The organism is Chromohalobacter marismortui (genome assembly GCF_004364315.1).
GTDB lineage: Bacteria > Pseudomonadota > Gammaproteobacteria > Pseudomonadales > Halomonadaceae > Chromohalobacter > Chromohalobacter marismortui.
In genome coordinates, this window is the sequence record NZ_SOBR01000002.1 from 321,605 (window position 1) to 344,889 (window position 23,285).

At 62.7% G+C, this 23,285-nt stretch carries 18 protein-coding genes; 7 read left to right on the plus strand and 11 right to left on the minus strand.

The features are described 5' to 3' along the window. Positions 1-77 precede the first annotated feature (77 nt). Positions 78-1,541 (plus strand): MocR-like pyridoxine biosynthesis transcription factor PdxR, encoded by a 1,464-nt coding sequence (gene pdxR, locus C8E00_RS04720; protein WP_133695136.1) that lies wholly within the window; start codon positions 78-80, stop codon positions 1,539-1,541. On the opposite strand, the gene radD is transcribed toward pdxR, so the two are convergent. Next, positions 1,538-3,370 carry a DNA repair helicase RadD gene (gene radD, locus C8E00_RS04725; protein WP_133695928.1) on the minus strand — a complete coding sequence of 611 codons (1,833 nt, stop codon included), beginning with the start codon at positions 3,368-3,370 and terminating at the stop codon, positions 1,538-1,540. The genes pdxR and radD overlap by 4 nt on opposite strands. 150 nt (positions 3,371-3,520) lie before the next feature. Between radD and C8E00_RS04730 the strand changes: the two genes are divergently transcribed. Together C8E00_RS04730 and C8E00_RS04735 are read left to right on the plus strand one after the other, a co-directional pair. Then, positions 3,521-3,730, plus strand: a complete 210-nt coding sequence (locus C8E00_RS04730; protein WP_133695138.1) for a hypothetical protein — start codon at positions 3,521-3,523, stop codon at positions 3,728-3,730. Positions 3,731-3,778: 48 nt separating this feature from the next. Continuing rightward, positions 3,779-4,096 (plus strand): putative quinol monooxygenase, encoded by a 318-nt coding sequence (locus tag C8E00_RS04735; protein ID WP_133695140.1) that lies wholly within the window; start codon positions 3,779-3,781, stop codon positions 4,094-4,096. Between the two features lie 82 nt (positions 4,097-4,178). Here C8E00_RS04735 and C8E00_RS04740 read toward each other — a convergent pair whose 3' ends face one another. The 6 genes from C8E00_RS04740 to purL all read right to left on the minus strand — a co-directional run bounded on the left by C8E00_RS04740 (position 4,179) and on the right by purL (position 13,582). Further along, complete coding sequence (locus C8E00_RS04740; RefSeq protein ID WP_133695143.1) at positions 4,179-5,342, minus strand: mandelate racemase/muconate lactonizing enzyme family protein; 1,164 nt, start codon at positions 5,340-5,342, stop codon at positions 4,179-4,181. A 40-nt stretch (positions 5,343-5,382) separates the two neighbouring features. Next, the gene (locus C8E00_RS04745; protein ID WP_133695145.1) at positions 5,383-5,838 is read right to left on the minus strand and encodes a tripartite tricarboxylate transporter TctB family protein; all 456 of its coding nucleotides are present in this window, start codon (positions 5,836-5,838) and stop codon (positions 5,383-5,385) included. Further along, positions 5,835-7,376: a tripartite tricarboxylate transporter permease gene (locus C8E00_RS04750; RefSeq protein ID WP_133695148.1), complete on the minus strand. Its 1,542-nt coding sequence runs from the start codon at positions 7,374-7,376 to the stop codon at positions 5,835-5,837. The genes C8E00_RS04745 and C8E00_RS04750 overlap by 4 nt, the downstream gene beginning before the upstream one ends. Positions 7,377-7,479: 103 nt before the next feature. Then, a complete protein-coding gene (locus C8E00_RS04755) occupies positions 7,480-8,439 on the minus strand; it encodes a Bug family tripartite tricarboxylate transporter substrate binding protein (protein ID WP_133695151.1) in 960 nt (319 codons plus the stop codon). Between the two features lie 335 nt (positions 8,440-8,774). Then, the gene (locus C8E00_RS04760; protein ID WP_133695153.1) at positions 8,775-9,455 is read right to left on the minus strand and encodes a FadR/GntR family transcriptional regulator; all 681 of its coding nucleotides are present in this window, start codon (positions 9,453-9,455) and stop codon (positions 8,775-8,777) included. Positions 9,456-9,640: 185 nt separating this feature from the next. Next, positions 9,641-13,582 carry a phosphoribosylformylglycinamidine synthase gene (purL, locus tag C8E00_RS04765; RefSeq protein WP_133695156.1) on the minus strand — a complete coding sequence of 1,314 codons (3,942 nt, stop codon included), beginning with the start codon at positions 13,580-13,582 and terminating at the stop codon, positions 9,641-9,643. Positions 13,583-13,774: 192 nt separating this feature from the next. Here purL and mltF point away from each other — a divergent pair, with 192 nt between their 5' ends. Beyond that, complete coding sequence (gene mltF, locus C8E00_RS04770; protein WP_133695159.1) at positions 13,775-15,229, plus strand: membrane-bound lytic murein transglycosylase MltF; 1,455 nt, start codon at positions 13,775-13,777, stop codon at positions 15,227-15,229. A 27-nt stretch (positions 15,230-15,256) separates the two neighbouring features. On the opposite strand, the gene tadA is transcribed toward mltF, so the two are convergent. Further along, positions 15,257-15,712, minus strand: a complete 456-nt coding sequence (gene tadA / locus C8E00_RS04775) for a tRNA adenosine(34) deaminase TadA (protein ID WP_133695161.1) — start codon at positions 15,710-15,712, stop codon at positions 15,257-15,259. 72 nt (positions 15,713-15,784) lie between these two features. Between tadA and C8E00_RS04780 the strand changes: the two genes are divergently transcribed. After that, positions 15,785-16,591, plus strand: a complete 807-nt coding sequence (locus C8E00_RS04780) for an acyl-CoA thioesterase (protein ID WP_133695163.1) — start codon at positions 15,785-15,787, stop codon at positions 16,589-16,591. A gap of 129 nt (positions 16,592-16,720) precedes the next feature. On the opposite strand, the gene C8E00_RS04785 is transcribed toward C8E00_RS04780, so the two are convergent. Continuing rightward, positions 16,721-17,776 (minus strand): NAD(P)-dependent alcohol dehydrogenase, encoded by a 1,056-nt coding sequence (locus C8E00_RS04785; RefSeq protein ID WP_133695166.1) that lies wholly within the window; start codon positions 17,774-17,776, stop codon positions 16,721-16,723. A gap of 241 nt (positions 17,777-18,017) precedes the next feature. Between C8E00_RS04785 and C8E00_RS04790 the strand changes: the two genes are divergently transcribed. Together C8E00_RS04790 and C8E00_RS04795 are read left to right on the plus strand one after the other, a co-directional pair. Beyond that, entirely contained in the window at positions 18,018-18,947 is a 930-nt protein-coding gene (locus C8E00_RS04790; RefSeq protein WP_208291875.1) for an AraC family transcriptional regulator, read from the plus strand. 113 nt (positions 18,948-19,060) lie between these two features. After that, positions 19,061-21,547, plus strand: a complete 2,487-nt coding sequence (locus C8E00_RS04795; protein WP_133695168.1) for an EAL domain-containing protein — start codon at positions 19,061-19,063, stop codon at positions 21,545-21,547. A gap of 19 nt (positions 21,548-21,566) precedes the next feature. On the opposite strand, the gene C8E00_RS04800 is transcribed toward C8E00_RS04795, so the two are convergent. Together C8E00_RS04800 and C8E00_RS04805 are read right to left on the minus strand one after the other, a co-directional pair. Further along, positions 21,567-22,304, minus strand: a complete 738-nt coding sequence (locus tag C8E00_RS04800; protein WP_133695171.1) for a sulfite exporter TauE/SafE family protein — start codon at positions 22,302-22,304, stop codon at positions 21,567-21,569. Positions 22,305-22,362: 58 nt separating this feature from the next. Then, positions 22,363-23,148, minus strand: coding sequence for a DeoR/GlpR family DNA-binding transcription regulator (locus C8E00_RS04805; RefSeq protein ID WP_133695174.1), 786 nt, complete (start codon positions 23,146-23,148; stop codon positions 22,363-22,365). Positions 23,149-23,285 lie beyond the last annotated feature (137 nt).

Below are 23,285 nucleotides of genomic sequence, written 5' to 3' on the forward strand. Positions count from 1 at the left end.
CGTTGAGTCTAGGAGGCATCTGGCCTGATGATAAGTGCCAGTTTTCAAATTTTCACTAGGCCAGATGCCGAGATCGTATGTCGACTATCACCTTTTCATTAGACTTAGACGGCAATAGCCAAGCACCTCTTTTCCTAGTCATTGCCAAGGCGGTTATCCGTGATATCCGGAGTGGACGCCTGCCACCTCAAACACGACTTCCCGGGACACGGACGCTAGCACGTCAACTAGCAGTTAACCGCAATACTGTCGATGCCGCTTATCAGGAATTAATCGCTCAAGGCTGGGCCGAGACTCTCCCCGCTAGTGGAACTTACATCTCGCGGGATCTGCCGCAGAGCAGCGAGCCACCTGAACCATCTCATTCAGTACAGGCTACGCAGAATGCTTCCGTCTCATCACCGACGCCTTCTCTCTCATTCAATGATGGCGCTCCCGATACACGGTTGGTGCCATCGAAGGCATTGGCGCGGGCATTCCGGCGCGCCGTGATACGCCCTGACTTCCAACAGCGTTCGGATTACCAAGATGGGATGGGTAATGCAGCCTTGCGCCAAGCACTGTCCGATTACTTGACCTCACATCGAGGTAAGCATTATGCCGCCGACCACATCCTAGTGACCCGCGGTAGCCAAATGGCCCTTTATTTATCGGCTAGAACACTTCTGTCGCAGGACGACGCCATCGCTATGGAAGATCCTGGCTATCCGCAGGCTCGAGAAGCTTTTCTCGCCACAGGTGCACGCGTTATCGGTATACCGGTTGACGATAAGGGGATCTGCATTGAGTCGTTGGAGCACGCTTTGAACGCTAATCCTGAAATACGCGCGGTCTATATCACGCCACACCATCAATATCCCACGACGGTGACCTTGGGAGCTGCCAGACGCCTTAGGCTTTTAGAGCTAGCCCGGCGATACGACCTTGTTTTGATAGAGGATGACTACGATCACGAGTATCATTTTGAAGGACGCCCGGTTCACCCAATAGCCTCCATGGCCAACGAGAACGAGCAAATCATTTATATAGGGTCTCTTTCCAAATTACTCAGCCCGGGAATCAGGGTGGGGTACGTCCATGCACCACCCAATCTACTAGATCCCATGCTGGAAGTGAGGTCAATCATTGACCGTCAGGGTGACATCCCCCTTGAAATGGCGATTGCCGAGCTAATGGCGAATGGTGAGCTGGCACGCCATACGAGAAAGAGTCGCCAGCTGTACCGTGCCCGCAGAGATATAATGGCCGATAATCTTCATGCTGCATTCGGCAAAACAATAGACTTCAATCTTCCTACAGGTGGCCTGGCCATCTGGCTGCGTCTTCCCCGCGACGTCGACATATGTAGCTTGGCACATGAAGCTGAGCAACAGGGGTTATCCGTTACTCCAGGAGAATATTTCACCGTGGATGTCATGCCACCGCGTGCATTCCGGCTCGGGTATGGTGCCCTCGACAACACCCAGATCCAGGAAGCCGTAAAAGTGCTCTCCAGCGCGTACAGACAAGTTCGCTTTGAATCGTCAAGCTTAAGCCCTTAGCTCGCATCATCGGCCTTGCGATAGCGCCCCGCGTAGTCGAAGAGCTTGTCGCGGATCTGCCAGTAACGCCCCACCTTGCGACCGATCACGAAGTCCGGGGCCTTGAGACGCCGCTCGTCGGCGATCACCGCCTCGGGCGAATCCGGCCGCCAGTCGCTGCCCGGCGCCCGCAGGTGATGGCGCAGAAAGGCCAGCGTGAAGGCGCGACGCTGCGCGGCAGTTTCCAGCGCGAACCATTCGTCGAGCGTGGCACCGTCTTCGTCATGGTAGGTCACTTTCAGGCGCGGCAGCCCGCGGCCATTGGTTACCGCCTGTAACTGCATCCCCGAGACGCGCAGCACCTTGGCTTCCTTGAGGCGCAGCGCAGCCTTGAGCTTGTCGTCGGGATCGACCAGTCGCTCGTCGCATTGATGGCAGGCGCGCGCGGCGATGTCGTTTTCCGCGCCGCACTGATCGCAGACCTTGAAGCGAAAACGAAAGTCGCACTGCCGGCGCCGTCCGTCCGTGTCTTCCAGCAGGCCTTGGCAGCGACGGCCGTAATGTTCGATGACCAACTCGCCATCGCGCTTGCCCCAGAACAGATTGGCATGCCCGCATGCCGGACATTCGACCTGCACCGGTTCGGCATCGGAATCGGGCCGGGGCTCGCCGACCTCCGGCGCATACAGGTCCCAGGGATTGCCCGCATAATCGAGGATCAGGCAGTCCTGCTTGCCCGGCGCCAGGCGCAAGCCGCGCCCGACGATCTGCTGATACAGGCTGACGGACTCCGTGGGCCTCAGGATCGCGATCAGATCCACGTGCGGGGCATCGAAACCGGTGGTGAGGACCGCCACGTTGACGAGATACTTCAACCGCTGCGCCTTGAAGTCCTCGATCAGCGCTTCGCGCTCCCGCCCCGGCGTCGCGCCCACGATCAGCGCCGCCTGCTGCGCCGGCAGATACCCCATGATTTCACGCGCGTGCGCCACCGTGGCCGCGAAGATCATCACGCCGCGCCGCTCGCGGGCCTGCTCGACGACCTCGGCGATGATACCCGGCGTCGCCCGGTGCCCCTGCACGACGCGGTTCAGTGCCTCTTCCTCGAAGCCGCCGCCGCGACCCGGCGACAGCCGCGAGAAGTCATACCGGGTCTGCTCGCCATCTTCGGCATACAGTGCGGCATCCACGCGCCGGGGCGGCGCCAGATACCCCTGCTTGACCATCAGCCGCAGTGGCTGCTCGAACACGCAGTCCTGAAAGAAGCAATCCGCATCGCCGCACACCATGCCGTGGTGATGACGGTGGTAGATGAAGCCTTGTCCCAGACGATACGGCGTCGCCGTCAGGCCCAGCACCTTGAGATGCGGGTTGTGGCGCCGCAGGTGTGCGATCACCTGATGATAACTCGACGCGCCCTTGTCCTCCCGGACCTTGCCCGCCGACGCCCCCGGCGGAATGCGGTGGCACTCGTCGATGACCAGCAGAGTGAACGCGCCCCACGCGTCGTGGGCCTCGAAACGTGCCAGGCTCCTGACCACGGACTGCACCGAACCGAAGACCACCTGACGCTCGCTCTCCTTGCGCCCCAGACCGGCACTGAACAGGTCCGCCTCCAGTCCATAGGCGCGGTACTTGGCATGGTTCTGCTCGACCAGCTCCCGAACGTGCGCCAGCACCAGGACCCGGCCGCGTGCCAGCCGTGCCAGCTCGGCGATGACCAGCGACTTGCCGCTGCCGGTGGGCAGCACCACCACGGCGGGATCGTCGCCGCGCCGGAAATGCGCGATGACGTTATCGACGGCCTGATGCTGGTAGGGGCGAAGCGAGGGCGCGCTCATGCGGGACATCCACGGGCAAAAGGCGAATGTTAGCATCGCCGACAAGGCCACGGGGTCGATCAATGCCTTGATCTTGGTGCCGGGCGCCCCGACTTGATAAGTACAACGCAATGTCACGATGATCTCGAATCACGGCAACACCAACTCTCAGGAGGTCCCATGCAAGCCCCCACCAGCCCCGATTGTCCCGAATGCGGCAGCCGCGCCAAGCGATTCCCGCCCGGCCGCGAAGGGCAGTACCATGTCTTCTGCGAGGATTGCGGTCATGACTTCGGACGCTACGACCGCCTCGTCGCGGACTATCGTCATGCTCTCGAAGAACTGGAGTCGCATCTCGAGACCTCCCCCGGTGCCTCGCGAGACGCCTGATTCCGTGCCCATCCGTCATTCATCATCTTCTTTTCCAGCGGAGGTCACATGTCTTCGAATACAGCGCATTTCGTCGTGCTCGCCGAGTTCCGGATCAAGGAAGGCCAGGTGCCGGCCTTCCTCGCCCTGGCCCACAACGACGCCAACGAATCACTGGCCAATGAGGAAGGCTGCCTGGCATTCGACGTGCTGACGCCGGAAGGCAGCGACAACCTGGTCGTACTGCATGAGGTCTATCGTGACCGCGACGCTTTCGAGCATCACATGCAGATGCCCCACTACGCGCCGTTCAAGGAAGGTAGCGCCCCCTTGCTCGTCGATGAGCCGTCGGTACGCTTCTTCTACACGGCCACTCGTCCCGCGTGATGGTCCCTCGCCAGACAAGACCGCGACGCCGAGCGCCGCGGTCTTGACATATCGACGTACTCGACGGCAAGTGGCCCAAGCTCTACAGGTGGGCGTGAAAAACCTTCATCAACTCGGCCTTGTCCTCGAAGCCGATCCCCGGCATGGCCGGAATCGCCACGTAGCCGTTCTCGATCGGTGTGGAGTCGGCGAAGCCGCCGAAGGGCGCAAAGACCCGCGGGTAGGATTCATTGCCGCCCAGCTTGAGACCGGCAGCGATATTGAGGGCGAACTGGTGCCCACCGTGCGGGATGCACTGGCGGGGCGACCAGCCGCGAATGCGCAGCTCGTCGAGCATGCGCAGGTACTCGACCAGACCGTAGGACAGCACCGGGTCCATCTGCAGGATGTCGCGATCGGGTCGCATGCCGCCATGACGCAGCAGATTGCGCACGTCCTGATGCGAGAACAGGTTCTCCCCCGTGGCGGTCGGGCCGGCATAGTGCTCGCATAGCTGGCGCTGCAGGGCGTAGTCGAGCGGATCGCCGGCCTCCTCGTACCAGCGCACCCCGTAGGGGGCCAGGCCATCGGCGAAGGCCAGCGTGTCCTGCAGACCGAAACGGCCATTGGCATCCACCGCCAGGTGCGACGCCTCGCCCACGACCTCCAGTGCCGCCTCGACCCGTTGCAGGTCTTCGGCGAGCGGCACGCCGCCGATCTTCATCTTGGTGGCCACGTAGCCCATCTCCAGGTAATCGCGCATCTCTTCCTGAAGCCCCTGGATTTCCTTGCCGGGATGGTAATAGCCGCCGGCGGCATAGACCGAGACGTGGCGATCCACCTCACCGTCCCCGAAACGCTCGGCCAACAGCTGCGCCAGCGGCTTGTTCTCGACCTTGGCCACGATGTCCCAGATCGCCATGTCGATGACCCCCACCGCCACCGAGCGTTCGCCGTGGCCGCCCGGCTTCTCATTGGCCATCAGCGTCGCCCAGACCTTGAACGGGTCGAGATTGTGGCCACTGTCATCGAGCAACGACGCCGGATCCGCTTCCTCCAGGCGGGGCAGGAAACGCTCCCGCAGCAGGCCGCTCTGGGCATAGCGTCCGTTCGAGTTGAAGCCATAGCCCACGACCTGGCGGCCATCGACCCTGGCGTCGGTGTAGACCGCCAGGATGGAGACATCCATCCTGGCGAACGAGATATAGGCGTTGGCAATGTCGGAAGCGATCGACACCCGCGCCTCCTTGATGTCGGTAATTCGCATGTTCACTCCTTGTCTCGCGGCCAGCGCCGTTGTGGAACGATCACGACCAGATACCGGTCGGCAGTCTCACGCTCAGGACTTCCGTAAAGGCCAGATAGAAGACCCCGATCAGCACCGCGACGATGGGCACCCACTGCACGAGTCGCCGGCCCGATACGGCGCCTTCGACGTTCGCCAGGTACCAGGTCAGGCCGAAGAAAACGATGGCCGTCGCCAGCAGAAAGCCCAGCAGGTCGATGGCGTACCACCAGGCGAACAGGACGGCGATCATCATCAACAGGCGGCGTGGATTGCCTTCGATGGTGACCTCGCGCGCCGCCGGCTTGGTGAATGCCTTGACGATCAGCGCCAGGGACAACGCGACCGTGATCACCAGGATGGCGCGGGGAAAGATGATGCTCAGCCGGCCCATGCTCTCGCGCGGGAACCACAGGATGGCGGCGAACAGCAAGCCAAAGAGCCCCGCGGCGAAGTCGGTATTGAGTCGCAGAGTCATGGCGATTTCTCCTCGTCCGAGTCGACCTTGGCCATGCGGCCGCTACGCTCCAGCCACCCCGGCAACAGCGTCGTCGCGACACTCAGCACCACCAGGCAGGCGAGAACGATGGAGAGCGGATTGGCCACCAGTCGTAGCCAGGGGATCGGGTCCACCACGGCCACCAGCATGGTCTGCACATAGCCCTTCTCGGCGATGACGCCCAGTATCATGCCCAGCACGATGGGCGCCGCCTGGATGCCGATCAGGCGCAGGAAATACCCCGCCGTGCCCAGCAACAACATGATGAACACGTCGATCATGCTGTTGCGCAGCGCGTAGGTGCCCAGGATGGTGACCATGGCGATGCTCGGCAGCAGGAAGTAAAACGGCGTCTTGACCACCACGCGGTGAATCAGGCGCCCGCCCAGCAGGCCCACCGGCAGCAGGAACATCGCCGCGAAGCCCATCGACAGAATGAAGCCATTGGTCAGCACCCCGGTTTCGGTGAACAGATCCAGCCCCGGGCGCAGGCCATGCATGAGCAATACCCCGAGAATGATGGCATCCGGTGGCGCACCGGGAATGCCCAGGGTCAGCAGCGGCACCATGCTGCCGGCCACCATGACGTTGTTGCTCGATTCCGAGGCGATCACACCATCGACGTTGCCCTTGCCGAACGACGCCGGATCCCTGGAGAAACGGCGGGCCTCGTTGTAGGCCACCAAACTGGTGACGTTACCCCCCGCGCCCGGGATGATGGCGATGATCTGGCCGATGATGCAGGAGCGGATCAGATTGATGGGCTTGCCGAAGATATGCCTACCCATGCGCCCGATGGCCGACCCCGCGCCGCCCTGGAGCTTGCCGCTCTCCGGCAGGGCGCCCCGCCCCTGAGCGGCCATCGAGATCAGCTCGGGCACCACGAACAGTCCGATCAGGGCAACGATCAGCGCGATGCCGCCCTGCAGCGCCGGAATGCCGAAGATGAAACGGGTTTCGCCGCCGATCGGCGAAACGCCGATGGTGCTCAGCAGCATGCCGATGCAACCGCCGAGCAACCCCTTGAGCAGCGAGCCACTCGAGAGGCTGGCCACCAGCGTCAGCCCCAGTAGGGCGACCCAGAACATCTCGGCCGGGCCGAACACCACGGCGAGTCGCGCCAATGGCGGCGCCAGCAACAATAGGAACGCCACCCCGACGATGCCGCCGACCACCGAGGCAATAGTCGCCGCCGCCAGGGCTTCGTAGGCACGCCCCTGGCGCGCCATGGGATAGCCATCGAAGGTCGTGGCAATGGACGACGGCGTTCCGGGTGTGTTGATCAGAATGGCGGTAAAAGCGCCGCCGTAGATGGCGCCCATATAGACCGCCCCCAGCGCCATCAGGCCCTGCAGAGGCGACATCGTGAAGGTGAACGGCAGCAGCACCGCCAGCGCCATGGTCGCCGTCAACCCCGGCAAGGCGCCGATGAACAACCCCGCCGTCACCCCGCACAGGATGGTGACGAGGCCTTCGAGGGTCAGGATCGAAAACAGGGCTTCCAGTAACATGTCCATGAGCCAACTCCCCTTTTCGCATGATGGGTCGCGTCGGATGAACGGCCGCCACCCGCGCCTGCGTCCAGAAAGATCGCAGGCGCGGGTGACGCATCACGTCGCGTTATTGGTTGGCTTTGGCTTCTTCGAGGATCGGCTGGTAGGCCGTCTTGAGTTGCTGCATGACCTCGTCCACTTCGCCATCGGTAATATCGGTCATGACGAAGCCGAGCGGCTCCTGCTTTTCGGCGATGCGCTCATTGGTCTTGGCAAACGCATCCTCCAGCTTGTTGACGATGGCGTCCGGCGTTCCCTTGGGCACGGCCACGCCGCGATAGGCACCGCCGACGATGTCATAGCCCAGCTCCTTGAACGTCGGCACATCCGGTAGCGCGGGGACGCGTTCTTCCGAGGCCACGGCCAGCACGCGGGCGTTGTCCTGCATCTGCACGCCGAGCATCGAATAGTTGAAGATGCCCGAGACGTGATTGCCCTGGACCGCCGCCGGCAACGGCCCCGTACCGGTGAACGGAATGTAGGTCACATCGATACCCGCCTCACGTTCCAGACGCAAGGCGCCCAGATGGTTGGCGCTGAAGGTCCCGCTGCCGCCCAGCGTCACCGCCTGCGGATTCTTCTTGGCATACTGGACCAGGTCGTCAAGCGTCTTGAATTGGCTGTCCTTGGGGACGATCAAGGCGTTGGGCGTGGTATGAAAGAAGGTCACGATCTTCCAACCATCGGTCTCGTAACCGGCATTCTCGCGCATGATGGGCTGCGCGATGATATGCGGGATATTGACCCCGATCATCTCGTAGCCCGTGGGCTCGGCCGTGTTCTGGAACTCGCTCCAGCCGACGGCGCCCCCGCCGCCGGGACGGTGGTTGACGTTGACATCGACCCCCAGGATTTCTTCCAGATGAGGCTCCTGGAAGCGTGCGGTGACATCGGACTCACCACCCGGATCGAACGGAATCGTGTAGGTAATGGGTTGTTCGGGGTACTCGGCGAGGGCGATGCCCGGCATGCCCAGGGCAACCATCAGGGTCAGCGAGCCTGCCCAGCGTGTCGTGGCGCGTGTCATTGGCGTACTCCTTGGTCTTGTTGTGGTCGGGCGACGTTTCCCGCTCGCTTGTTCTTGTCACCGTCATGGCAGAACGAATGAAACGTCATACGCATTTCATGTCGGGGAAATGCATACCGCACCTTTGAAGCTAGCCAACTTGTAAAATCTGTCCACTAACAGGAGGTAGACCTTAGTCTGGTCACGCAGTAAAACGTGTTTCTCAGCATGGAGAGAATAAAACAAATACAACAAAAACAAATACTTGTCAGATAAAAATCTTTTTTAAAAAAGGGGAGGGCCGACGTTGCCTGAGTTGTTCAAGGAATGCTGTCACACGTTGTCAGACGCCGCCGTTACCCTTCGAATACCCGGCGACGCGAATTGCCGATGTGCTCGCGCATCCGCTGGCAGGCCAGTTCGGCATCGCCCGCACGAATGGCCTCGAAGATTCGCACATGCTCATCCTGGACTTCCGGCAAATGCAGCCCCGGACGACGCAGACCGAGGTTGCGCGCCAGATTCTGGCCGAAATTGATCTGTGTCTTGAGGGACAGGAGGGTATCGCTGAAAAACCGGTTGTTGGTGGCATAGGCCACCGCGAGGTGAAAGCCGAAATCGGCATCCACGCCAAGTTCGCCCCCTTGAATACAGGCTTCCAGACGCTGCAGCGCCTTCTCGATGTCCTTGAGCGACGACGACGAGGCATAGTGCGTGGCGGCACGTGCCGACTCGCCCTCGAGCGCCGCACGGAACTCGAAACAACGCTGCATGTCCGCCAGGCTGTCCAGCGGGGCGAAGTCCAGCATGGCACGGTCCGGACGGCGCATCACGTAACTCCCTGCGCCGCGCTGAGAGCGTACTACGCCATCTTCCCTCAAACGTGACAGCGCCTGGCGAACGACCGGACGTGATACCTGATTCATCTCAGCCAGCCTGGCCTCGGAGGGCAGCCGATGCCCCTCGTCGTACTCCCCTTGCAGGATGCGCTCGACGATATCGCCATAGACCTTGTCGCTGAGCCGCGCAGGGCCCATGTGCGAGTCCGCGACACCCGCATGAGAAAAGCCTCCGTGCCGTTCGGAGTGAGAGTCGTGTGTCATTGACGGGTCCATGAATGCAACATACCTGCGCAAGCTAACGCATTTCGAAGCGCCTGTGGGTCATGCGAGGACCCACAGGCGTCCTCGTGCCCCCGTCGTTGCATGGCGAGAGGGCGCGATCAGTCCACCCACACCCGGGCGTTGCGGAACATCCGCATCCAGGCACCGTCCTGCCGCCATTCGTCGGGACGCCAGGAGTTGGTGACCGCGCGGGCCACACGCTCGGGGTGCGGCATCATGATCGTCACGCGGCCATCCGGCGTGGTCAGCCCCGTGATGCCCGCAGAAGAGCCATTGGGGTTGGCGGGATAGCGCGTCGTCACCTGGCCGTAGTTGTCCACATAGCGCAGGGCGATCTGGTCGCTGGTCTGCATGCTGCGCAAGTGGCCGCTGTCACGGAACTCGGCGCGCCCCTCGCCGTGGGCCACGGCGATCGGCAGGCGCGACCCTTCCATGCCGGCCAGCAGGATCGACGGGCTCTTCTCGACCTGCACCATGCTCACGCGCGCCTCGAACTGCTCGGACTCGTTGCGCACGAAACGCGGCCAGTTCTCGGCCCCGGGGATCAACGACTTGAGCTGCGAGAGCATCTGGCAGCCGTTGCACACCCCCAGCGAGAAGCTGTCATCACGCTGGAAGAAGCCGGCGAAGGCATCGCGCGCGCGATCATTGAACAGCACCGACTTGGCCCAGCCGCCGCCGGCGCCGAGCACGTCGCCGTACGAGAAGCCGCCACAGGCGACCAGCCCCTTCATGGTCGCCAGATCGACGCGCCCTTCGAGGATATCGCTCATGTGCACGTCGATGGCCGCGAAGCCGGCATGGTCGAAGGCCGCCGCCATCTCGACATGCCCGTTGACACCCTGCTCGCGTAATATCGCCACACGGGGTTGTGCGCCGCGTCCGATGTAGGGCGCAGCGATGTCCTCGTCGACATCGAAGCTGGGCTGTGCCGAGAGACCGGGGTCGCGCAGGTCGAGCAAGGCATCGAATTCGGACTTGGCACACTGCGGATTGTCGCGCAGCGCCTGCATGCGGTAGCTGGTCTCGGTCCAGGTGCGCTGGGCGATGGCCCGCGTGGTTTCCAGCAGCGGCTCCTCGAACAAGGTGACACGCACCTGATCGTCGTAACGCGGCCGCGCCACCACCCCGCAGGTCTCGAGACCCGCCGCCGCCAGTTGGGCGAGCACGAACTCGGTATCGCGGCGATTGACCTGAATCACTGCGCCCAGTTCTTCGGCGAACAAGGCATCGAAGGCCTCGTAGGCGTCATCGATCAACCAGTCGAGCTTGACCTCCAGTCCGCCGCGCGCCGCAAAGGCCATTTCCAGCAGGGTCACCAGCAGACCGCCGTCGCTGCGATCATGGTAGGCAAGCAACTTGCCGTCAGCATTGAGTCCTTGAATGACGGCGAAAAAGGCCTTGAGATCCTCGGCATCCTCGAGATCGGGACACGCATCACCGACCTGTCCGTATACCTGGGCCAACGCCGACCCACCAAGACGGTTCTGCCCCTGGCCCAGGTCGATGAGAATCAAGTCGCTCTCGTCCTGATCCAGGCGCAACTGCGGGGTCAGGGTGCGCATGGCATCGGTGACCGGCGCGAAACCGGTGATATCGAGCGTCAGCGGCGCTGTCACGCTCTTGTCTTCGTGTTCGCCCTCGGCGGTTTCTTCCCGCCAGGCGGTGCGCATGGACATCGAGTCCTTGCCCACCGGAATGGCGATGCCCAGCTGCGGGCAGAGGTCCATGCCCACGGCATGCACGGCGTCATACAGGGCCTGGTTCTCGCCGTCATGCTCGGCGGCGCTCATCCAGTTGGCGGAGAGCTTGATGTCGGAAAGCTTGGCGATCGGCGCCGCCGCCAGGTTGGTGATGGCCTCGGCCACCGCCAGGCGGGCGCTGGCCGCCGGGTCGACCAGTGCCACCGGCGGACGCTCGCCGAGGGCCATGGCCTCGCCGGCATGCGTATCGAAACTGGCTGTGGTCACCGCGCAGTCCGCCACGGGTACCTGCCAGGGCCCGACCATCTGGTCGCGCGCCACCTGACCGGTGATCGAACGGTCGCCGATGGTGATCAGAAAGCTCTTGGACGCCACGGCCGGCAGCCGCAGCACCCGATCCAGCGCCTCACGCAGATCGAGATTGTCGAGCCCCAGGCTGGGCATCGTCAGCGTGCGTCGCTCGAAGGCCCGCGACATCTTGGGCGGCTTGCCGAACAGCACGTTCATCGGCAGGTCGACGGGACGCGTATCGAAGTGACCATCGTGGACCGACAGATGGTGAGCCTCGGTCGCCTCGCCGACCACGGCATAGGGGCAACGCTCGCGCCGGCACAGCGCGTCGAAGGCCTCCAGGTCGTCCGGCGCCACCGCCAGCACGTAGCGCTCCTGGGCCTCGTTGCACCAGATGGCCAGCGGGCTCATGCCCGGCTCGGCATTGGGGATGTCGCGCAGCTCGAAACGCCCGCCCCGCTCGCCGTCCTTGACCAGCTCCGGCAGCGCATTGGACAGCCCGCCGGCGCCCACGTCGTGAATGAAGCAGATGGGATTGTCGTCGCCCAGCGCCCAGCACCGGTCGATGACTTCCTGGACGCGGCGTTCGATCTCCGCGTTGTCACGTTGTACGGAGGCGAAATCGAGATCCTCGCTGGAGGCGCCCGAGGCCATGCTCGACGCCGCCCCGCCGCCGAGGCCAATCTTCATCGACGGCCCCCCCATCACGATCAGCTTGCCACCGACCGGTATATCGCCCTTGGCGACATGGCCGTCGCGAATATTGCCGTAGCCGCCGGCGAGCATCACCGGCTTGTGATAGCCGCGCCGCTCGATCCCGGCCGCGCCGACCGCGTCCTGCTCGTAGGTGCGGAAAAAGCCGCTCAGGTTGGGGCGTCCGAACTCGTTGTTGAACGCCGCCCCGCCGATGGGCGCCTCGAGCATGATGTCGAGTGCCGACTGAATGCGCGCGGGCTTGCCGTAGTCGAAGGCTTCCCAGGGCTGCACGAACTCGGGGATACGCAGGTTGGACACCGCGAACCCGGTGAGCCCCGCCTTGGGCTTGCCGCCGACGCCGGTCGCGCCTTCGTCGCGAATCTCGCCGCCGGCCCCGGTCGCCGCGCCGGGGTGCGGCGCGATGGCCGTCGGATGGTTATGGGTCTCCACCTTCATCAGAATGTGGATGGGTTCTTGTGTCGCTGCATAGCGCGCTTCCTGCTCGTGACCCGGCAACCAGGGGGCGGCAAAGAAGCGCCCGGCCTCAGTACCACGAATCACGGCAGCATTGTCGCTGTAGGCCGAAAGGATATCGTCGCTGGAACACGCATGGGTGTTCTTGATCATCTTGAACAGCGAATGCGGCTGGGCCTCGCCATCGATGGTCCAGTCGGCGTTGAATATCTTGTGCCGGCAGTGCTCGGAATTGGCCTGCGCGAACATCATCAATTCGACGTCGGTGGGATTGCGAGCGAGCGAGCGAAAGGCCTCGAGCAGATAATCGATTTCGTCATCGGCCAGCGCCAGACCCAGCCCATCGTTGGCATCCACCAGCGCGTCGCGTCCGCCTCCGAGTACATCGATTCGCCCCAGCGGCGCCGGCTCGTGCTGCTCGAACAGCTTGACGGCATCACTCGAATTGGCCAGTACCGTTTCGGTCATGGGGTCGTGCAGCACCGCGACGAGCGCCGCGAACGTCGCTTCGTCGAGCTTGCCCGCCAGCGTCACGCGATACGCGATGCCGCGCTCGATGCGCCGCACCTGAGCCAGGCCGCAATTGTGGGCGATGTCGGTGGCCTTGGAGGACCACGGCGACAACGTGCCCAGGCGGGGCACGACCAGGAACAACTGCCCCTGGGGCTCGGCGTCCGCGCCCTCGCGCACGGGACCGTAGGTCAGCAGTTGCGCCAGGATCTCGCGCGCCGTGTCGTCAAGCTCGTCTTGGTGGTCGACGAAGTGCACGTAATCGGCGTGCAACGCCTCGACCTCGGGCACGGCATCACGCAACGCGGCTAACAGCTTGGCATGGCGGAAAGCGGAAAGGGCGGGCGCTCCTCGCAGTTCGAGCATGTCGAATAAGCCTCTGGGACAACAGGTAGACGATGCCGCGGGCGGCGGCCAATGAGCCCCCATGATAATGGAAAAGCCGCTCACGGGCGAAACCACCCATTGCAGGATAGCGACACGCGTGGAATCGGCACCGGGTGACATGAGAGGCAACGCCCGATAAGGTATCCCCTCTCATCGCTGACCAGAACCGGTATGCTCGATGCTCTGCTTCGTTACATGCGCCCTGTGGCGGCAACTTTCTTCGCCCTGCTCGCGCTGCTGACGCCCGACAATCGCCTCTTCCTCGAACGGGATGCGGCCTTGTCGGCGATTTCCTCGCGTGGCTTCATTGAGGTCGCCACCCGCAACACCCCGACCACGTATTACGAAGGTCGCCACGGCCCCACAGGGTTCGAATACGAGCTGGTGCAACAATTCGCCGCAATGCTCGGCGTCAGCCTCACGGTCGATAGCCAAGGCAATATCGACGATGTGCTCGATGCCGTGCGCGACGGCCGTGCCGACTTCGGCGCCGCCAATCTGGCGCTCGATCCTATCGAGCCTGGCATCCTCTACAGTCGCCCGATCATGGCGATGCAGCCCCTGGTGATCCATGGCCCGGACATCGCGACGCCTGAAACGCCGCAGGACTTGCTGGGCCTGAAAATCGCTGTGATCAAGAACTCGGGCACTAGCCGCGCCCTGCGAGCGCTGCAAGAAAAGTTTCCCAAGCTGAGTTGGCAGGAAACCGATGAGCTGGAGGTCACCGACCTCATCGAGATGGTCGAGAAAGGCGAACTCGATGCCGCCGTCGTCTACGCGCATCAATTCAAGATCAACCGTCTGTTCTTTCCCGACGTCGAGCGTGGTTTCGCGTTGGGCAAGCCACAAAGCCTGGTATGGGCGTTTCCCAAGAGCAACGGTGTCGCCCTCCTGCAAGCGGCCAATCGGCTTATCGCGCGCATGCAGCACAATGGCAAGTTGCGTGCATTGATCGACCAGTACTTCGGTCATGACAATTATCTGGAATACGTAGGGGCAAGCATTTTCATTCGCCATACCCAAAAGCGCTTGCCGAAATACGAGGATGCCTTCAAGAAAGCCGCTCGTCGAACCGGCTTCGACTGGAAATTGCTTGCCGCATTGGGCTATCAGGAATCGCATTGGAAACCGCGTGCCACATCGCCGACCGGCGTGCGGGGGCTCATGATGCTGACCAATGCCACCGCCGGCGAAGTCGGCGTGAGCAACCGTCTCGACCCCGAACAGAGCATCAGAGGCGGCGCCACCTATCTCAAGCATGTGAAGGGTCGGCTGCAGGAAGAGATCACCGAGCCGGATCGCACCTGGATGGCCCTGGCGGCCTATAACGTCGGCTTGGGGCATCTCTACGATGCCCAGAAGATCGCCGAGATGCGGGGTGGCGATCCCTACAGTTGGGCCGACGTCCGCAAGGCACTACCGCTGCTGCAGAAGCGCAAATGGTACAGCCAGGTGCGTCACGGCTATGCGCGCGGCGGCGAACCGGTGATCTACGTGCGCAACATTCGCCGTTACTACGAAATCCTCAAGTACGTGGACCGCAGTCGCCGTCAATTCCACCAGCTCGGCAAAAGCGACGACACCTTCCCCCAAACGCCCTTCAATACCGTCCCACCGGTGCTGTAGGCGATCGCCACGATATGGTTTCGTGCATCATTCGCGCCGCGCCGCAAAGAATGCCTTGAGCAATTGCGTGGCGCGCGAGGCCAGCACCCCACCTTCCACCTCGACACGATGATTGAACCACGGCTGGGCAAACAGGTTGGCCCGTGACTCGACCATGCCGCTCTTGGGTTCGGCAGCGCCATACACGACTCGGCCTACACGCGCATGAATGAGTGCGCCGGCGCACATCATGCAGGGTTCCAAGGTGACGAAGAGCGTGCAGCTATCCAGCCGGTAATTTCCCAGATGCGCGGCGGCGTCGCGCAAGGCGCGTACCTCGGCATGCCCGCTCGGGTCATGACACGACACCGGGGCGTTGAACCCGGCGCCCACGATCTCGCCACCGGGCTCGACCACCACCGCGCCCACCGGCACCTCGCCTGCCTCCAACCCCATGCGCGCTTGATCCAGCGCACGGTGCATGTAGAAGGTATCGCTGCGCATCACGAAGGCACTCCGGTATGCTGGTAGAATTGGAACAGTCGTATGAAAACGAGCCATCAGAAGGATGCCGGCATGACGCACCCCCTCGCCACCCTCGTCGACCTACTAGGCCTTGAACCCCTGGAGGAAAACCTGTTTCGCGGTCGCAGTCAGGACCTCGGTCTTCCCCAGTTGTTTGGCGGCCAGGTCCTCGGCCAAGCACTCTCCGCCGCCACCCGCACGGTGGAAGCGACCCGTCGGGCCCATTCGCTGCATGGCTATTTTCTGCGCCCCGGCGATGCCAAACGCCCCGTAGTGTATCAGGTCGACCGCGTACGCGACGGCGGCAGTTTCACCACCCGCCGGGTCAGCGCCATCCAGAACGGCAAGACCATCTTCTTCTGCAGTGCCTCGTTCCAGGGTGAAGAACCCGGCTTCATCCATCAGCGCGTGATGCCCGAACTCGACTCGCCCCAAGCACTGCTCGACGCGGGGGCCGAGGTGCAACGTTTCGACGGCCACCCCATCGAGTTCCTGCATTTCCCGGATACCACCACTGACATGCCACGCAAACGACTCTGGTTCCGCCTGGCCGGCGAGTTGCCCAACGACGGCTCATTGCATCGCAACCTGCTCGCCTACAGCTCTGATTTCAACCTGCTGACCACCAGCCTCGTCTCGCACGACACCTTTTTCGGCGATCCTCGACTGCAGATCGCGAGTCTCGATCATGCCTTATGGTTCCATGACGAGGCGGCCATCAACGACTGGTTACTGTATGACATGGAAAGCCCCTGGGCCGGCGGAGCTCGCGGATTCGCGCGCGGCAGCGTCTACGACCGACAAGGACGCTTGGTGGCGTCGGTGGCACAGGAAGGGCTGACGCGACTGCGCGACTGAGCCACGCTCAGGAGAGGCGACATGCGCGGGCAGGGACACCCGACACGGATGAGGGCGGAGGCATCAATGAAAAGGCGCGGGACATGGCCCGCGCCTGACACGATCACTGAGTAAGCCGTACTGGACTGCTCAGTCGTTCTTCATCGATGCCATGTCGATGACGAAGCGATAACGTACATCGCCTTTCTGCATGCGGTCCCAGGCTTCGTTGATGTTCTGGATATCGATCATCTCGACATCGCAGGTAATGCCCTTCTCGGCGCAGAAATCCAGCAATTCCTGCGTCTCGGGAATGCCGCCGATCAACGAGCCGGCCAGCACCCGGCGCCGGAAGATCAGGTTGGCACCCGCCACGCCAGGCTCCAGGGGCTGCATCTGGCCGACCAGAATATGCGTGCCGTCATACTTCAAGGCTTGCAGGTACGGGTTCAGGTCGTGCTCATTGGGCACGGTATCGAGCATGAAGTCGAAGGTTTCGGTGACCGCCGCCATCTGCGCCTCGTCAGTGGAGACCACCACGTGATCGGCGCCGTTCGACTTGGCCTCTTCCACCTTGCTCTCGGAGCGCGTGAACAGCGTGACCTCGGCGCCCAGCGCCTGGGCCAGCTTGACGCCCATGTGGCCCAGACCGCCCATGCCGATGACGCCGACCTTATGCCCCGGCTTGACGCCGTAATGCACGAGCGGCGAATAAGTGGTGATACCAGCGCACAGCAGCGGCGCGGCGGACTTCAGATCGATACCTTCCGGCATGCGCAGCACGAATCGTTCGCTGACCGTGACCCGATCGGAATAGCCGCCCTGAGTAAGGCTGCCGTCATGGCGATCGGGGCTGCCGTAGGTCATGGTGAAACCTTCGGCACAATACTGCTCCAGGCCATCGCCGCACGCCTGGCAATGACGGCAGGAATCGACCATGCAGCCCACGCCGACCACGTCACCTGCCTTGAAATTGCTGACCTCGCTGCCGACGGAGGTGACCCGACCGACGATCTCGTGACCGGGCACGATCGGATACTGCGCCATCCCCCAGTCGTCGCGCGCGAAGTGCAGATCGCTGTGGCATACGCCGCAGTAAAGAATCTCGATGGCGACATCATCCGGGCGCGGTTCACGGCGCTCGAAGGCAAACGGCTCGAGTGCCGACTCCGCAGAGTGCATGGCATAGCCCGTCGCTTGTGGCATAGCGAATATCCTTTCAATGGTGAGTGCAATCGCGTAACGGCTCGGCGTCATGTACGAGCGATCACCGAGCCTCGATCACGAACGCCGACAGTGTGGGCATGACAGGCCGTCTCGACCATGCCCGATTCTATGCAATGTTTGCCAGATACTGCTCGCCACCCACACGATAATCATGCCAGACGGCAAATTTCATGCACGATGTTATCCTATGACGGCGTTCGCTATCGCCGAGGAGACGCCGATGACCCTGCTACACCCGCCCCCCCCGAGCCCCACGCATGCTGCCGTCGAGCATACGCTGGAAGAACGTCTCGCAGCACGCCTGGCGCCGCTGGCGACCCAGGAAGGCTTCGCCGCCACTTCCCTGCCCGGCGTACAGCTGATCACTTCGCACTGCGGGCACGCGCGCACACCGCTGATGTACGAACCGAGCCTGGTGATCATCGTGCAAGGCAACAAGACCGGCTACCTCGAGGATCGCATCATCCACTACGGTGCCGGCCACTATCTGATTCAGGCCATGCCGCTGCCCTTCGAATGCGAGACCCATGCCAGCGATACGGCGCCCTTGTTGGGGCTTTCGGTGAGTCTCGACATGGCCATGCTCGGCGAGATGGTCAGGCGCCTGCCCTCGACGCCTCCCACGCGCATGCCCGCCCCCATGGCCGCCGTCGACATGGACGCGGACATGGGCGATAGCGTCATGCGGCTGATCGACTGCCTGCACGATCACGAACAAGCCGCAGCGCTGGGCGACGGCCGCATCCGCGAGGTGCTGTTCGCCGCACTGCGCGGTCCCCAGGGCGCCTCACTGCGCCAGCTGGTGGCCCATCACGGTCAATATTCCCGCATCGCCGAGGCGCTGACTTTCCTGCATCAGCAATATACCCAGCCCTTGAACGTGGAAAGCCTCGCCCAGCGCGTCAACATGAGCGCCTCGCACTTTCACCATCACTTCAAGCGCACGACGCAACTCGCACCAATGCAGTATCTCAAGCGCTTGCGGCTACTCAAGGCACGCCTGCTGCTCACCCAGCAAGGCTACCAGGTGGCGCAGGCGGGCAGCCAGGTCGGCTATCAGAGCGCCTCGCAGTTCAGTCGCGATTACAAACGCTATTTCGGGCAAAGTCCCCTGGATGATCGTCAGTCCCGGATTAGCCACTTGCCATGAACTCGGTGTGAAATACACTGAAGTTGCGGCCCCGACATGCCGATAACATTCCCATCACCATCAGATTGGCGAATGGATGGCATTCAGGCACGACATGGCAAGGAAAGCACGACATGGCCCTATTTCTGACATCGCAAGGCCTGCCAGACGCCATTCAGGGAGAGTGGGACGTCAAACTCATTGCCTTGTCTTGTCTCGTGGCCTGGGTGGCGGCAGGCCTGGGCCTGCTCATCGGCGACCGCATGCAGGAAGCCAACGGCAATTGGCGACGCCAGGGTTGGCTGCTGGCCGGTGCCGGCATGATGGGACTCGGCGTATGGAGCATGCATTTCACCGGCATGCTGGCCCTGCGCCTGCCGCTGCCCATGCAGTACGATGTGGGCCTGACACTGCTATCCCTCTTGCCTGCCATGCTCGGCAGCGGCTATGCCCTGCGGATCATGGCGATGCCCCGGCCCCACCTGAGCTATTCCCTGGTCGGCGGCATCGTGCTCGGCATGGGTATCGGCATCATGCACTACCTGGGCATGGAAGCCATGCGCATGCCCGTCGCCGTACGCTATGACGCGACCCTTTTCTTCATATCGCTCGGCGTTGCGCTGGTACTCGGCATGGTGGCCATGCTGGCCCATCGCTACTGCGTTCGTCATCGACGCCTGGCACACCTCGACCGCCGACTGTTCGGGGTCGCCGCCTGTATCTCGCTGGCCATCAGCGGCATGCACTATACCGCCATGTCGGCCACCTATTATCTGCCCACGGCGACGCCCGTGCCTCAACAAGCGGTGGCGCCTGCCTCCTGGCTGGGTGTCAGCGTCAGCGGTATCGTCACCTTCCTGTTGATGATTGCCGGCCTCTGGGTATTCATCGCTCGGCGTCTGCAGCGCCATCAGCGCCAATCCGTCATGTCGCGCGAGCAACTCATGGAGGTGATCGCCGCCATCAACGACGCTTTCTTACTCTTCGATGACCAAGGCCGGATCGTGCTCAGCAACCGTACGTTCTCGACGCTGACCGGCTATACCCCCGCCGAAATCCACAACCAGCCTTTATCGATTCTCGAATACTCACATGAAAGCGCTCAGGCGCACCGAGACATCCAACGTTTCGTCGCCCAGCATGGCCAATGGCAAGGCGAGATCGAGGCGCGACGCAAGAACGGCGAGGCATTTCCTGTACGCGTCAGCGTCAATCGCGTCGATTACAGCCACGGCAACGCCCATCACTTCGTCGCCACGCTTCATGACCTGAGCGCCCACCGTGAAGCGGAAGCGAAGATTCATCGCCTCGCCCATCACGACCCCTTGACCGATCTGCCCAACCGCCAGACGCTTCATAGGCGCCTTGGCGCCATGCAGGCAAGATGTCACACGCGGGGACAGAGCGGCGCGTTGATCATGCTCGATATCGACAACTTCAAGGCGCTCAACGACTCACGAGGCAATGCCGCCGGCGATATGCTGCTGCGCCATGTGACACGACGCCTCGCGCGTTTCGCTCTCCACGAACACGACCTGGCACGCCTGGGCGGCAACGAATTCGCCCTGGTGGTGACCGACTTGCCATCCGACCGCGACGCCGCCACCGTCGAGTTGCAACACCGCTTGTCCACCGTGCAACAAGCCGTCGGTGGCGTGTACGATCTCGACGGCTTTTCGCACACCACGACGCACAGCCTGGGCGGTGTTTGGTTCCACGCCGAGGACATCGCCACGGAGGAGCTCGTCAAGCGTGCCAGCCTGGCGCTTTCGCGGGCCAAGCAGGACGGGGGCAACGCGTGTCACGTCTTCCATCCTGAGCTGGAAGCCGCCCTGCATGACCGCGTATGGTTGGAAGCCGAGCTGCGCAAGGGCCTTCAAGACGCTCAGATGCGCTTGCTCTACCAACCCCAGGTCGATGCCGAGGGCACGATCATCGGGGCCGAAGCATTGATCCGCTGGCAGCATCCTGAACGCGGCATGATATCGCCGGGCGCTTTCATTCCCCTTGCCGAGGAAACCGGACTGATCGTGCCCATGGGGCATTGGGTACTGGCCGAGGCGTGCGAACGGCTCGCCCGCTGGGCCACCGACCCGGCGCTGGCTCACCTGCAGCTATCCGTCAACGTCAGCGTGCACCAATTCCAGCAACACGACTTCGTCGCCCAGGTACTGGCCGCACTCGCCGACTATCAGGCACCGCCCGAGCGGTTGACCCTGGAACTGACCGAGAGCCTGCTACTCGCCAATGTCGAGAGCGTCATCGAGAAGATGATGCAGCTCAAGCATCATGGCGTCAGTTTTTCCCTGGATGACTTCGGCACCGGCTATTCGTCGCTGGCCTATCTCAAACGCCTGCCCTTCAACGCCCTGAAGATCGATATTTCGTTCGTCCGCGACGTCCTCGTCGACGCCAACGACGCCGCCATCGTCAAGACCATTATCGCGCTGGCCGACAGCTTGCAACTCAAGACCGTGGCCGAAGGCGTGGAAACCCTGACCCAACGCGATTTCCTCGCGCGGCTCGGGTGTCATCATTACCAAGGCTATTACTACGGACGTCCCGGCCCCGCCGAGGACTTCGAGGCGCTCATCACCCCCTCCTACGCACCCTATGCCTAGCGCAGGTCACTCAGGTCACTCAGGTCAGCCCCATCATGCCACGCACGGCGTAGTATCCGCCCACCAGAGTGACCAGCCAGCGCGTCCAGCCGCGAAAGCTCGCATCCGTCAAGCGTCGCAGGATGGCATTCCCGGCGCGAGTCCCCAGGAAACTCAACGGAATCGCCAACGCTATCCAGCCCCACTGCCCGCGCTCCAATGCCAGTACCGCCTGGAAATAAAACACGACCTTGATGGTATGCGCGATGACTTGAATCGCCGCCTTGGAGGCCACCACCGTGCGCCTGTCGAGCCGCGTGCGCACGAAGCCGATATCGATGGTCGGCCCCGACACGCCGGCGGCGATCGTCAGGCCGCCGGCGACCAGCCCGCACAGGATGGCATCGACGGGCCGCGAGACATCGAACCGGAACCAGCGACGCGGCAACCACACCAGAATCGGCATGACCCCGATCAAAAGCAGCACGACATTCTCGCTGGGAGTATAACGAACGCTTGCCAGCAGCAGCGCCGCCATGATCACGCCCAGCACGATCCACGCCACGATGCGCCAATCGATGTAATGCCGCGATAGCCAGGCCCGCGAAGCGTTGGCGCCCATCTGGATGATGCCGTGCACGGCGATGGCCGTCGTGGCCGGCATCCAGGCCAGCAGAAAGCCCATCAGGATCAAGCCGCCTGCCATGCCGAAGACGCCGGACAATGCCGAGGCAAAGAACACCACGCCGAGCAGCATCAGAGAAAGAACAAACGTCATCGCCGCCCCGAATCGCCCCGTAACGGCTGTTCATCAGCCCACATGCGCACGCCTCGCCTCACACCACCTTGAGCGTCGGCCAAGCGTGCCCCGGCCGCGCCATCAAGGTATCACGCAGCGCCTCGCCCGCCGCACCGCTGGTCAGCATCACATCAAAGGCTTCGAGATCGGCGAAAAACGCCGGCCGCACCCGGTCGAGCTTGCTCTCGTCGGCGACGAGGATGCATAGCACGGCAGCCTCCAGCGCTACCTGCTTGGGCACCACCTCATGGAAGTGAAAGCAGCTCACGCCCTTGTCGACGTGGACGCCGGCGGCGGAAATGAACGCCTTGTTGATACCCAGGCGACGAATCGCGGTGATCAGCTCCTCACCACCGAAGGATTGCGACACCGGATAATAGAGACCGCCCAGCAACACCAGCCGCACGTGAGGCAAGGCGAGTTGCTCGATGGCGTTGGCGACATTGAGAGCATAGGTCACCACCGTCAGCGGCAGCTCGGGGTCGAGCTGGGCGAACAGCGGAATCAGCGTCGTGCCGCAGTCCACGAAGATCGTGTCATCGGCCTCGACCATGCGCGCCGCCTCGTCGCACATGCGCTGCTTGGCCTGGGCGAAACTGTCCTGCTGGGCAGCGAAATCATAGCCGGTGGATACCTGCGGATGCTCGGCCAGCAGCAAGCGCCCGCCCAGCGAGACGATGGTGTCCTGGCTGGCGGCGATGTCACGGCGTATGGTCATCTCCGACACTTGGCAGCGTTGAGCGGCCTCGGCGATCGGCAGCATGCCTTCTGCACGCAGGGTGTCCTGCAGCCATTGAAGGCGTGCCGCACTGCGGCTGTTCATGTCACATCTCCCTCGGCACGCCGGTCGACGAGCATCACTCGCCATTCCCCGGCACATTTTTGTTAGCTTAGGCACAAAATTTCTGTTAAAAAAATAACAAAAGTATCCCAACAATAAAGACAAGGACATTACCATGC